The following is a 12,530-nucleotide window of genomic DNA, read 5'->3' as shown; positions in this document are numbered from 1 at the left end:
TCAGCGACGCGGGACGCGGTTCTCCGAGCTGACGAGCCACGCGAGCTGTTCGAGACGCTCGAGGATCGCGTGCAAGATGTCGGCGCTCGTCGGATCTTCACCGTCGACGTCGTCGTGCACGCCGCGCACTGTGGCGGTGACCGCATCGATGCGCTCGGTGATGAGGTCGACGACCTCCGAGGTGGACACCTCGCCCTGCGGGAACTCGGGGAGAGTCGTGGTCTCGGCGACGGTGTCGCTGCGGCCGTCGGGAAGGGCGTGGAGTGCGCGCAGCCGCTCAGCCACGGTGTCGGAGAACTCCCGGGCGGCGTCAATGATCTCGTCGAGCTGCAGGTGCGTATCGCGGAAGTTCGTGCCCACGACGTTCCAGTGCGCCTGCTTGCCCTGCAGCGAGAGCTCGATCAGGTCGACGAGCACACGCTGGAGGTTGTCGGCGAGCTGGGCGGACGCGGTGAACCCGGACTCCGCGTTCTGCTCATCGGTCAGCTCGGCGCCGCGCGCGGCTCGTCGGTTGTTCTTGGTGGGAGTGAGGGTGGTGGACATGCGTCCTCCTTCGTCGGGGCCGGATGCCCCCACGCTACGCGCGTGAGGTGACAGCGGGGCCGGAAGGCGGTGTGTTACGCCGCAGGCGCAGGGTCGGCCGTCCGCGGCCGGGAGGCCGGGGCATCCTCGCGGGTGAAGATCGAGGGCTCCGGTTCCGGATGCCGTCTGGTCTGCACGACGAACAGAACGAGACCTGCAACGACAGCGAGCATCGAGGTCCACGAGTTCGCCGGGATGCCGAACAGGCCGTCGCTGGTCGGATCGATGCGGATGAGCTCGAGGAACGTGCGCGCGAACCCGTACCACATGAGGTAGATCGCGAGGACGCGCCCCCATTGCAGGCGCACGCGACGCTCGAGCAGCAGGATCACGGCAACCCCGATGAGGTTCCACACCAGTTCGTACAGGAAGAGGGGCTGGAAGAGGGTTCCGGGTGGCAGGTTCGCCGGGAACTTCGGGTTGGTCGACTCGATCTGAAGCCCCCAGGGGAGGGTCGTCGGAAGGCCGAACAGTTCATGGTTGAACCAGTTGCCGAGACGGCCGATCGCCTGCGCGGCGAGGAGCCCCGGAGCCATGGCATCGGCGAACGAGAGGAAACGGATACCGGCGCGGCGGCAGCCGATCCACACACCGAGCGCGCCGCCGAGCAGCGAGCCGTAGATCGCGTTGCCGCCGTCCCAGATCGCGAACACGTTCCAGAGGTTCGCACCCGGGTAGAAGTAGTCACCCACGTGCGTGAACACGTGATAGAACCGCGCCGCGATGATCCCGAGCGGCACGGCCCACAGGGCGATGTCGATCACCGTCCACGGTGCGACGCCGCGGCGCCGCAGACGCCACTCGGTGAGGAGGACGGCCACCACGATGCCCGCGATGATGCAGAGCGCGTACGTGTGGATTGTCACGGGGCCGATCGAGAACTGCGCCCACGCGGGAGGCGGGCTGGGGATGCTGAGATGCGACATGTGCGAGGCGGCGGGGGTAGGACGCCGTCGGGAACTTTACACCGGCGGGATTTCGATCAGCGGCACGTGCACGCGCGATGGGTAGCCTGGACAGGCGGGCACGCGACGGCGATGCCCGAGATCGACGGGGGAACGTCATGGGGGAGCGGTACATGCGTGGGATGTCGCACGGTCGGGCCGTCGGTGGAGTCATCGCGGCGGTGGTCATCGGCGCACTGACCGGGTGCGCTGCGAACGGCGGCACGCTCGGGGCATCCGGATCGTCCGGGGCGACGGCGTCTCCGTCGGCGACGGATACCCCGGTGGTCACCTCTGTCGGGGCGCCGTTGAGCGGTGTCGGCACGAACCCGCCGACGCCGACCGACGATGCACGTCTCGCGGTGCCGGAGGGCGCACACACCGTCACGTTGTCGTTCTCGTGCGTCGGAACCGGCACCTACACCGTCGACATTCCCGACGCGACGCCCGATCGCCAGGCCGGGCTTGTCGGCGCCTGCGGGTCGACGGCGACGTGGACCTGGACGGTTCGTCCGACGTCATCGCCGAACGTGTCCGTGGTCGTTCCGGACGGCGCCACGTGGACGGCGACGCCGACCTATTCGAGCGCGGTGTTCACGAGCGACTCGTCGCTGTCGGCGGTGTGTGCGGGATTCGGTGCCGCGCAGAGCGCCGTCATGAACGCCATCGAGGGCTACAGCACCGCCCATGCCTTCGGGCTCGAGCAATGGAAGAGCCGTCTCGATGCCGCGGCCGCTCAGTTCACGCAGCTTGCAGCGACCGCGCCCGCGAACGACGCCACGGAGCTCAACGGCTATGCCGCGGCCGTCTCTGCACCGCAGCGCACGCCGGAGGCTCTGCGCCAGGCGTTCTTCACCAACCACCTGTTCCCGGCGTCGACCGGACTGCGCGATGCGTGCGCGGCGAATCAGACTCCGGTGCAGCTCACCGCCGAGTTCGGCGGCTGAGTCCCCGTATAAGCATTATCCGATAATGCGCATTATGTCAGAATAAAGGAGTAGGCCCCGTCCCCACTCCATGCCTGAGGAGCGCTGCGGCCCCCGGCTATGCGATGAAGCCGCGGCATCCGCTCACTTCGTCGGGATCGCGAGGCGGTGTTCGAATCGGCCGAGCCGCCACACGATGACCGCGATCAGCCAGGTCGCGAGCAACGTTCCCACGATCGCGAATCCGAGGACGTCGAGGTTGGTGAACCAGCCGATCGCCGGGATGTCCCAGCCGAGATTGGTGGCCAGCACCGAGGCGAGCTCGAATCCGCCGATCACGAGGGCGATGAACACGCTCATCGCGGTGATGACGACGTTGTAATACACCTTGCGCGCCGCGCCGAGGAACGCCCATCCGTAGGCGAAGTTCATCAGCACGCCGTCGACGGTGTCGAACAGGCACATACCCGCGGCGAACAGGATCGGGAGGGACAGGATCGCCCACCATGGCAGTCCCGCAGCCGCCGCGGTGCCGGAGATCACCAGAAGCGCCACCTCGGTCGCCGTGTCGAATCCGAGGCCGAACAGCACCCCGAGCGGGTAGATCTTCCACGACGCGTCGATGCGGTCGGCCATGCGGCCGAACACACGGTTGAGGAGGCCGCGCTTCGCGAGCTCCTCCTCGAACGCGGCTTCGTCGAACTCCCCCGTGCGCATCCTGCGGAACACGCGCACCATCCCGACTGTCACGAGGGTGTTGATGACGGCGATGATCACGAGGAACGAACCGGACACGGTGGGCCCGATGATCCCCGTGATCGTGTGCAGCAGTGACGCATCGTCGGTGACCTGCCCGGCGACCCAGCCCATTCCCGCGGCGAGCAGCACCGCGAGGGCGAACACGACCGATGAGTGCCCGAGCGAGAAGAAGAATCCGACAGCGAGTGGTCGCTTGCCGTCGGCGGCGAGCTTGCGCGTGGTGTTGTCGATTGCCGCGATGTGGTCGGCGTCGAACGCATGCCTCATGCCGAGGGTCAACGCGAGGATGCCGGTGGCCCAGCCGAAGACCGAGCCGCTCCCGCCCGCGCCCTCCCCCGTGATAGCGACATGCATTCCCGTCGCGGCGGCGACCAGCGCGATCCCCACCGCGAACAGTGTGAGGATGACCGCGCCCATCAGTGCGACCCGACGCCACCCACCCGCATCCAGCCGATAACTCGGTGCCGAGCCGGAGGCGGGGGCGTCGAGCAGCGACATGGCGGTCCTCCGGAGGGTCAGCGTCGGCGTCGTCGCCGCGTGGGGGCGACGCTACGCCCGCTCCCCCGCGTCCGCCCCCGGGCGGGCCGTGAGAAAGCGCCTCGTCAGGCGGATGCCCCGCCGGCGCCGTGGATCGCCGACCCCGCCTTCACCCGATCCGACGCCGTCGTGATGATGTCGATGAGCAGGTCAAGATCGATGTCGGCAAGGCTCTTGAGGTAGAGGCATCCCTTCCCCGCCCGGTACGCGCCGAGGCGCGCGAGCGCGTCCGCGTGCGCGTCGAGACCGTCGGGCACGTAGACGACGAGCGTCGACGCGCGGGCGGCGAAGCCTGCGGCCGGTGCATCCCCTTCGCGTCCGCTCGCGTAGCGGTAGTGGTAGCTGCCGAACGCGATGATGCTGCTCCCCCAGACCGTGGCGGGCTCCCCCGTCGCGCGGGCGAACCTCTCCAGGAGGAGGCGCGCATCGGCTCGGCGTGTCGCGACGGGGATCGCGGCGATGAGATCGTCGGGACTGAGGGCGCTCATGACGAGAGTCTGGCGCAGGGCGCGTGTGGCCGTCGAGCCAGGGTCGCGCTCACGACGACGGTGAGACCAGCACCCAGGTGCCGGCCTTCGCGACGCGGCCGTCGCCCGACGACGTGCCGGTGAGGCGGCGCTTCACCCATGGCACGACGTGGGCGCGGTAGTACGCCCAGCCGCCGGGGCCGGAGGGGGCCGCGGCATCCGGAAGCGACCACCACTCCCGCGGCGCCTCGAGCCCGACGCTCTCGATGACCCGCGCGGCGACACGGTGATGACCCCGCGCGTTCATGTGCAGGCGGTCGTCGGACCAGTAGTCGGGCCCGGCGAGTTCGCGGTCCGGCCAGTTGTAGGCCCGGATGATGTCCGGGCGGTCCGCGACGATCTCCTCGACCGCGCGCGACAGCTCGTCGCCGCGCCGTTGGATGAGACTCGACATCGGCAGCCTCGCCGACGGGTTCGCCCCCGACAGCAGGATCAGCTGCACGCCCTCCTCGTCGCACCGCCGGATGACGTGGCGGAACGCGTCGACGATCGAGGGGATGCCGGTGCGCGGTCTCAGCATGTCGTTGCCGCCGCCGTTGAACGACAGGTGCGTGGGGCGCAGAGCGAGCGCGGGCTCGAGCTGCTGCTCGACGATCGGCCAGACGAGCTTCCCGCGTATGGCGAGGTTGGCATATTCGATCGGCTCCCCCGCCGCATGCGCCCAGCCGGCGGCCGTGAGGTCCGCCCAGCCGCGCACCGACCCGTCGTCGAGCTCATCGCCCACGCCTTCGGTGAACGAGTCCCCGATCGCCACATATCGCACGGATGCCACGCGCTCACCCTACGCCGCCGCGGAAGGCGCGCGGACTACGCTGGGACGAGTGAACCCCCTCGCCCCCGTCGCCCCGAGCTGGCGGGCGTGGCTCATCTGGGGAGTCGGCGTCGCGGCCTATCTGCTGTCGGTCACCAACCGCACCTCGCTCGCCGCGGTCGGCGTCGACACGGCGGCGCGGTTCCACGCCGACGCGTCGACCCTCGCGATGTTCGCGGTGCTGCAATTGGGCGTCTACGGCGGCATGCAGGTGCCGATCGGCGTGCTGCTCGACCGCTTCGGCGCGCGCCCCATCATCGCGATCGGGATGCTCCTCATGGCCGCCGGGCAGCTGGTGATGGCGTTCTCCCCCAACGTCGGCATCGCAATCGCCGCCCGCATGCTCATCGGCGCCGGCGACGCGGCCATCTTCCCGAGCATCCTGCGCGTGGTCGCCGTATGGTTCCCGGCACAACGAGCCCCCGTGATGATGCAGCTCACCGGCATCGTCGGACAGGCCGGTCAGCTGCTGGCGATCCTCCCCCTCGCGGCGCTGCTGCACGCGACCTCCTGGACGATCGCGTTCTCGAGCCTCGCCTCCCTCTGCGTGCTCTTCGCGATCCTCACCTGGGTGATCATCCGCAATCGACCGCCGGGGCGTACCGCTGACGTCTCGGTCGACACCCGAACGGGCACGATCGCGGCGATCACCTCGACGATCGACAACCGTGTCGGCGTCCGGGCAGCGTGGTCGCACCCCGGCACACGTCTCGCGTTCTGGTCCCACTTCACGACCCCGTTCGCAGGAACCGCGTTCGTCATGCTGTGGGGAATCCCGTTCCTGACCTCAGGCGAGGGCCTCAGCACAGCGGGAGCCAGTGGCATCACGACGGTATATGTCGTGATCGGCATGGCGCTCGGGCCGATCATGGGGACACTCTCGGCCCGTCTGCCGATGCGCCGGTCCCACCTGCTCGTGCTGCCGAGCGTGGCCTTTCAGTTCGTGGCATGGATGGCGGTCATCCTGTGGCCGGGGACGGCCCCGGTCTGGCTTCTCGTCGTGCTCGCCATCGCGCTCGCGACCGGCGGACCCGCGTCGATGATCGCGTTCGACCACGCCCGCACGCACAACCCCCAGCACCGGCTCAGCACGGCGACCGGAATCACGAATGTCGGCGGATTCCTCGCCGCGCTGGTGGCCGTGTTCCTCATCGGTCTCGCGCTCGACCTGCAGGGGGCGGGAACTCCCGGCACCTACTCGTTGAACGCGTTCCGTGCCGCGTTCCTCGTACAGGTGCCCCTGTGGGCCCTGGGTGCCACCTTCATCGTGATCGAGCGGCGGCGCACTCGCGTGCACCTCGGTCTCGAGTCGCCCCGCACACCGCGCCGCTGACGCTCACTCACCAGAGAGCAGCTCCCGCACCCGCGGCACGACGACCGTGCCGTAGAGCTCGATCGAACGCAGCATCCGTGCGTGGGACAGCGTGCCGTTCGAGAACTTGAGATCGAATCGGTCGAGGTCGAGCGTGCGTACGGCGTCGGCGATCTTCTGAGCAACGCGCTCCGGTGATCCCGCGTAGATCGCACCCTCTGGCGAGACGTCGTGAGCGAACTGCGCACGGCTGTACGGGGGCCACCCGCGTTCGCGGCCGATCGCGTTGCGGTTGTACTCCATCGCCGGATACAGCTGCTCCCAGGCCTCCTCGTCCGTGTCGGCGATGTGGCCCGGCGAGTGCACACCGACGGGCAGCGCGCCGTGCCCGAACGACGCGGTCGCGCGATGGAACAGATCGACGTAGGGCCGGAAGCGGGCGGGCGACCCGCCGATGATCGCGAGCAGCAGGCCGAATCCATAGCGTGCCGTGCGCACCACCGACTCCGGACTGCCCCCGACGCCGATCCACGTCGGGATGGGGGTCTCCGTCTTGGGGAAGACGTCGGCGTCGGTGAGGGCGGCGCGGGTGCGACCCGACCACGTGACGGGCTGCTCGGCGCGAAGCTGGTGGAACAGGTCGAGCTTCTCCTCGAAGAGCACCTCGTAGTCGTGAAGGTCGTAGCCGAAGAGCGGGAACGACTCGGTGAACGAGCCGCGACCGAGGATGATCTCGGCCCGACCCGACGACACCGCCTGCAGGGTGGCGAACCGCTCGTACAGCCGCACCGGGTCATCGGAAGAGAGCACCGTCACCGCGGTGCCGAGGTGGATCTGCGACGTGCGCGCCGCGGCGGCGGCGAGCACGATCTCAGGGCTCGAGACGGCGAACTCGTGGCGATGGTGCTCCCCCACGCCGAAGAACGCGAGCCCGGTCTCATCCGCCACGACGGCCTGCTCGACGACGTCGCGGATCGTCTGGGCGTCAGTGAGCGTCGCCCCCGTCTCATCGGCCGTCACGTCGCCGAAGGTGTCGAGTCCGAACTCCACCGCAGCGGCTCGGGATGCGTCATCCGTCATGGGTCACCCTTTCATTCAGGGGAATGGAACAGGATGCCGCGGCCCGGCATTCCCGTTCAGGGAACGAGGGCGCTGCGCAGCGTGTCGAGACCGACGCCGCCGATGTCGAGCGCCTTCTTGTGGAACGCCTTGATGTCGAACGCGTCGCCCTGGGCGGCACGGTACGCGTCGCGGATCTGCTCCCAGATGCGTTGTCCGACCTTGTACGACGGCGCCTGGCCCGGCCACCCGAGGTAGCGGTTCACCTCGAACCGGATGAAGGCGTCGGACATGTTGACGTTCTGACGCATGATCTCCAGCGCATAGTCGGCATCCCACGTGCCCGAGCCGTCGAGGCGCGGCTTGCCCAGGTGCACCCCGATGTCGAGCACCACGCGCACCGCGCGCATCCGCTGCCCGTCGAGCATCCCGAGGCGGTCCGCCGGATCCTCGAGGTAGCCGAGCTGCTCCATGAGGCGCTCGGCGTAGAGTGCCCAGCCCTCGGCGTGACCCGACGACCCCGCGATGAGGCGACGCCAGGAGTTCAACTGGGCGCGGTTGTAGACCGACTGCGCGATCTGCAGGTGATGCCCCGGAACGCCCTCGTGATAGACCGTCGTCAGCTCGCGCCACGTGTCGAACTCGGTGACGCCTTCCGGCACAGACCACCACATGCGTCCCGGACGCGAGAAGTCGTCGGTCGGGCCGGTGTAGTAGATCCCGCCCTCTTGGGTGGGGGCGATCATGCACTCGAGGCGACGCACCGGCTCGGGGATGTCGAAGTGACTGCGGCCGAGCTCGGCGACCGCGCGATCGCTCGTCTCCTGCATCCAGCGCTGCAGCTCGGCGGTGCCGTGGAGCTTGCGCGAGGCGTCGGCTTCGAGATGCGCGACCGCCTCGGCCACGGATGCCCCGGGCAGGATCTCGTTCGCGATCGACTCCTGCTCGGCGACCATGCGCGCGAGCTCCTCGACTCCCCACTCGTAGGTCTCATCGAGATCGATCGTCGCCCCGAGGAACCGCCGGGAGTGCAGGGAGTAGAGCTCGCGACCGACGCCGTCGTGCTCGAGCGCGACGGGGGTGAGCTCGGTGCGCAGCACCTGCGCCAGGTCGTCGTAGGCGACGCGGGCCGCACCCGCGGCATCCGTGAGCTCCCGCGCGAGCGAGGCCGGCAGGGCGCCGTCGGAAAGGGTCGCGCCGCCGACGAAGTCCGCGAAGAAGCCGTCCTCCGCCGTGTAGCGGGCGATCTGACCGACGACCTCGTCGACCTGGCGACGGGCGGGCACCACGCCGGTGCGGATGCCTTCGCGCAGCGTCGACACGTAGCCGTTCAGGGCCGCGGGCAGTGCGCGCAGCCGCTCGGCGACCACCGTCCAGTCCTCGACCGAGTCCGTGGGCATGAGGTCGAACGCGTTGCGCAGCTCCTGCGCGGGTGAGGCGATCACGTTGAGGTCCCGCAGATGGGCGCCCGCGTCGTGGAGATCGACCTGCAGCTGCAGCTCGGAGCGGAGGTCGGCGAGGGTGACCGCGTCGATGTCGTCGACCGGCTGGGCATCGGACAGATCGCGCAGCACGGCGGTGATCGCGGCGTGCTTCTCCTGCTCCCCCTCGGGCGACAGGTCGTCGAAGCGGCCGTTGTGCTCGAAGCGTCCGATGTAGGTCGCGGCCATCGGCGACAGCTCGGCGAGCCTGTCGACCCAAGCCTCCGCGATCGCATCGATCCGGGTGGGGGTGCGTTCTGCGTCGGTCATGGCATCGAGCCTAGGCATGCCGCCTCACGCAGGCCAAACCTGTCGTGCAGTTCGCCGCTCTCCTGCGGGCGACCCCCCGCAGCGACACCGCTCCTGCTGTGGCTCACACGTCGCCGATCCGCACGCGGCGGCCGCGGCGTCGATCCGCGCGGCACGCGGGTGCGGGAGCGATCAGTGCGCGGCGCCGTTCCAGTCGCGGCCGTGACCGATCTGCACGTCGAGCGGCACCGACAGGTCGGCGGCATCGCCCATCCGCTCGCGCACGATCCGCTCCGCGGCATCCCACTCCCCCGGCGCGACCTCCACGACGAGTTCGTCGTGGATCTGCAGCAGCACGCGGGAGGCCAGCCCCTCGCTGCGCAGCTCGTCGTGGATGCGGAACAGCGCGAGCTTCATGATGTCGGCCGCACTCCCCTGGATCGGGGCGTTGAGCGCGGCGCGCTCGGCGTTCTCGCGCAGCACGCGGTTCGGGCTCGTGAGGTCGGGGAACGGCCGGCGCCGACCGAAGATCGTCTCGGTGAACCCGTCGATACGGGCCTGCTCGACCGACGAGCGCAGGTAGTCGCGAACCGCACCGAACCGCGCGAAGTATTCGGTCATCAGCTGCTTCGCCTCGGACTGCTCGATGCGCAGCTGCTTGGAGAGTCCGAAGGCGCTCAGCCCGTAGACGAGACCGTACGACATGGCCTTCACCTTCGTGCGCATCGCCGGGGAGACCTCGGCCGGGTCGACGCCGAACACGCGCGCACCCACGAACCGGTGCAGGTCCTCGCCGGACCGGAACGCCTCGATCAGCCCCGGATCGCCCGACAGATGCGCCATGATGCGCATCTCGATCTGCGAGTAGTCGGCTGTCAGCAGTGTCTCGAACCCGGCGCCCACCTCGAAGGCGGCTCGGATGCGGCGGCTCTCCTCGGTGCGCACCGGGATGTTCTGCAGGTTCGGGTCGGTGCTCGACAGGCGGCCGGTCTGGCTGCCCGTCTGCACGTAGGTCGTGTGGATGCGTCCGTCGTCCTGGATCCCCGCATCGAGGGATTCGATGATCTGCCGCAGCTTCGTCGCTTCGCGGTGCTGCAGCAGCAGGTCGAGGAAGGGGTGCGGGTTCGACTCCTGCAGATCGGCGAGCACCGCGGCATCCGTCGAATAGCCCGTCTTGGTCTTGCGGGTCTTCGGCAGCTGCAGGTCGTCGAACAGCACTTCCTGCAGCTGCTTCGGCGACCCGAGGTTCACTTCGCGTCCGATCGCCGCGAAGGCGTCGGCGGCGATCGCGTCGGCACGCGTGGCGAGCTCCGTCGAGAAGGCCGACAGGTGGTCGTGCGACACCGCGACGCCCGCGAGCTCCATGTCGGCGAGGGTGTCGAGAGTGGGCAGCTCGATCTCATCGAGCACGCGCGCGAGAGGAGACGGGATGTCGTCACGGATCGCGGTTCCGACACGCGCGACGAACCAGGCCAGCTGACCGGGGGTCGCTCCCTCCGTCTCGGGCACGAGCTGCGTCGGATCGGCCTCAGGGAGCTTCTCGCCGAGGTAGCGCTCGACCAGGTCGCCGAGCGTCTTGTCGGGGAAGCTGGGGCGGATGAGCCAGCCGGCGAGGGCGGCGTCGAAGACGATGCCGCGAAGATCTGCGCCGGCGCGGCGCAGCGCCTTGAGCTGCGGCTTCGCATCGTGCAGCACCTTCGGTGCGTCGGAGGCGAGCCACGGGCCGATCGCCGTGGCCGCGGCATCCGACCAGCTCAGCTCGATGGCTGCGGTCGCATCCGCGAACCCGAGGCGCGCCGGGGTGCCCTGTTCGACGGTGACGACCACGCCGACGTCCCCGGTGCGACCCGTGAGCCAGGTGGCGGCGTCGGCGGGCGTCGACTCGACGGCGACCGGGGCGACCGTGACCGGGGCGCTCTCGCCCTGGTCGTCGCCCGCATCGATCACCTCGAGCAGGCGCGGCATCAGCGTGCGGAACTCGAGCCGCGCGAAGATGTCGCGCACCTCCTGCAGGTCGGTGGCACCGATCTCGAGATCGGCCGGGGACACCGGGAGCTCGACGTCGCGCAGCAGGCGGTTGAGGGCGCGGTTGCGCTTCACATCGTCGAGATGCTCGCGCAGGTTGCCGCCGACCACGCCGCCGATCTTGTCGGCGTTCTCCAGCAGTGCCTCGAGCGTGCCCCACTGCGTGAGCCACTTCACCGCGGTCTTCTCGCCCACCTTCGGCACGCCCGGCAGGTTGTCGCTGGTCTCCCCCACGAGCGCCGCGATGTCGGGGTACTGCTCGGGACGGACGCCGTAGCGCTCCTCGACCGCGGCCGGGTCGTAGCGCTTCAGCTGCGAGACGCCCTGCACGCTCGGATAGAGGAGGGTGACATCGTCGGTCACCAGCTGGATCGTGTCGCGGTCGCCCGAGCAGACGAGCACCTTGTAGCCGGCCTCCGCGCCGCGGGTAGCCAGCGTCGCGAGGATGTCGTCTGCCTCGATGTCCTCCTTGGTGAGAACGGTCACACCGATGGCCCGCAGGCAGTCCTGCAACAGCGGGATCTGGCCGGCGAACTCGGGCGGCGTCTCCGATCGGTTCGCCTTGTACTCGGCGTACTCGCGGGTGCGGAACGACACGCGCGAGGTGTCGAACGCGACCGCGAGATGCGTAGGCTTCTCGGCCTTCAGCAGGTTGACGAACATCGACAGGAACCCGTAGATGCCGTTGGTGTGCTGGCCGTCCTTCGTCGTGAAGTTGTCGACCGGCAGCGCGTAGAAGGCGCGGAACGCGAGCGAGTGGCCGTCGACGACCAGAAGGGTAGGCTGAGCGGAATCGGTCACCGTGCCAGCCTAACGACGCGCGCCGACACCCGCCGGGTCCGATCGGGCGCCGCGCCGTGACATCCCGAAGGAGTGCGATGAGCCCCGACCTGCCCGCCGGAGCCGACGGACTCGCCTGGGCGCAGTCGCGCGGCATGGGAGCCCTCGCCGAGAAGATGGGGCTCGAGTGGATCGAGTTCGGCCCCGACCGCGCGATCGCCCGCATGCCCGTCGAGGGGAACACGCAGCCGGTCGGCCTCATGCACGGCGGCGCCTACGTCGTGCTCGGCGAGTCCATGGGCTCGATGCACGCGAACTTCCACGCCGGGGCGGGCCGGCTCGCCGTCGGCATCGACATCAACGCCACCCACACCCGGTCGGCCACGAGCGGCTACGTCACGGGCGTGTGCACGCCGATCCACCTCGGACGGTCGCTGACCGTGCACGAGATCGCCATCTCGGATGACGCGGGTCGCCGGTGCTCGACGGTGCGCATCACCAACATGGTGCGCGACGCTCCCGGCGTCTGAGGCGGCGC

11 protein-coding genes are annotated in these 12,530 nt (G+C 69.5%); 3 read left to right on the top strand and 8 right to left on the bottom strand.

From position 1 onward, the window contains the following. Entirely contained in the window at nt 1-543 is a 543-nt protein-coding gene (locus BGO15_RS08990; RefSeq protein WP_056209052.1) for a Dps family protein, read from the bottom strand. A gap of 74 nt (nt 544-617) precedes the next feature. Next, a complete protein-coding gene (gene lgt, locus BGO15_RS08985; protein WP_056209049.1) occupies nt 618-1,508 on the bottom strand; it encodes a prolipoprotein diacylglyceryl transferase in 891 nt (296 codons plus the stop codon). A gap of 161 nt (nt 1,509-1,669) precedes the next feature. On the opposite strand from lgt, the gene BGO15_RS08980 reads away from it, so the two are divergent. Next, nucleotides 1,670-2,473, top strand: coding sequence for a hypothetical protein (locus BGO15_RS08980; RefSeq protein ID WP_056518565.1), 804 nt, complete (start codon nt 1,670-1,672; stop codon nt 2,471-2,473). A gap of 123 nt (nt 2,474-2,596) precedes the next feature. On the opposite strand, the gene nicT is transcribed toward BGO15_RS08980, so the two are convergent. The 3 genes from nicT to BGO15_RS08965 form a co-directional block, all read right to left on the bottom strand. Further along, entirely contained in the window at nt 2,597-3,709 is a 1,113-nt protein-coding gene (gene nicT, locus BGO15_RS08975; protein WP_082486225.1) for a Nickel transporter NicT, read from the bottom strand. Between the two features lie 104 nt (nt 3,710-3,813). Continuing rightward, on the bottom strand, nt 3,814-4,236 hold the full coding sequence (locus BGO15_RS08970; protein ID WP_056209043.1) for a DUF1801 domain-containing protein: 423 nt from the start codon (nt 4,234-4,236) through the stop codon (nt 3,814-3,816). Nucleotides 4,237-4,285: 49 nt separating this feature from the next. Further along, entirely contained in the window at nt 4,286-5,047 is a 762-nt protein-coding gene (locus tag BGO15_RS08965) for an SGNH/GDSL hydrolase family protein (protein ID WP_200930902.1), read from the bottom strand. A 40-nt stretch (nt 5,048-5,087) separates the two neighbouring features. On the opposite strand from BGO15_RS08965, the gene BGO15_RS08960 reads away from it, so the two are divergent. Next, nucleotides 5,088-6,419, top strand: coding sequence for an MFS transporter (locus BGO15_RS08960; protein WP_045248188.1), 1,332 nt, complete (start codon nt 5,088-5,090; stop codon nt 6,417-6,419). 3 nt (nt 6,420-6,422) lie between these two features. Here the strand turns inward: BGO15_RS08960 and BGO15_RS08955 are convergent, their stop codons facing one another. From BGO15_RS08955 to polA, 3 genes are all read right to left on the bottom strand, one after another. Continuing rightward, the gene (locus tag BGO15_RS08955; protein ID WP_056209039.1) at nt 6,423-7,478 is read right to left on the bottom strand and encodes an LLM class flavin-dependent oxidoreductase; all 1,056 of its coding nucleotides are present in this window, start codon (nt 7,476-7,478) and stop codon (nt 6,423-6,425) included. A 56-nt stretch (nt 7,479-7,534) separates the two neighbouring features. Continuing rightward, the gene (locus BGO15_RS08950) at nt 7,535-9,208 is read right to left on the bottom strand and encodes a DUF885 domain-containing protein (protein ID WP_056209035.1); all 1,674 of its coding nucleotides are present in this window, start codon (nt 9,206-9,208) and stop codon (nt 7,535-7,537) included. Nucleotides 9,209-9,379: 171 nt separating this feature from the next. Beyond that, nucleotides 9,380-12,013 (bottom strand): DNA polymerase I, encoded by a 2,634-nt coding sequence (gene polA, locus BGO15_RS08945; protein ID WP_056209031.1) that lies wholly within the window; start codon nt 12,011-12,013, stop codon nt 9,380-9,382. Between the two features lie 77 nt (nt 12,014-12,090). Between polA and BGO15_RS08940 the strand changes: the two genes are divergently transcribed. Next, nucleotides 12,091-12,522 (top strand): PaaI family thioesterase, encoded by a 432-nt coding sequence (locus BGO15_RS08940; RefSeq protein ID WP_045248114.1) that lies wholly within the window; start codon nt 12,091-12,093, stop codon nt 12,520-12,522. Nucleotides 12,523-12,530: the final 8 nt, after the last annotated feature.

The organism is Microbacterium sp. 71-23, from assembly GCF_001897265.1.
In the GTDB taxonomy this organism is placed as follows: domain Bacteria; phylum Actinomycetota; class Actinomycetes; order Actinomycetales; family Microbacteriaceae; genus Microbacterium; species Microbacterium ginsengisoli.
This window is presented reverse-complemented; position numbering and strand designations above follow the sequence as displayed.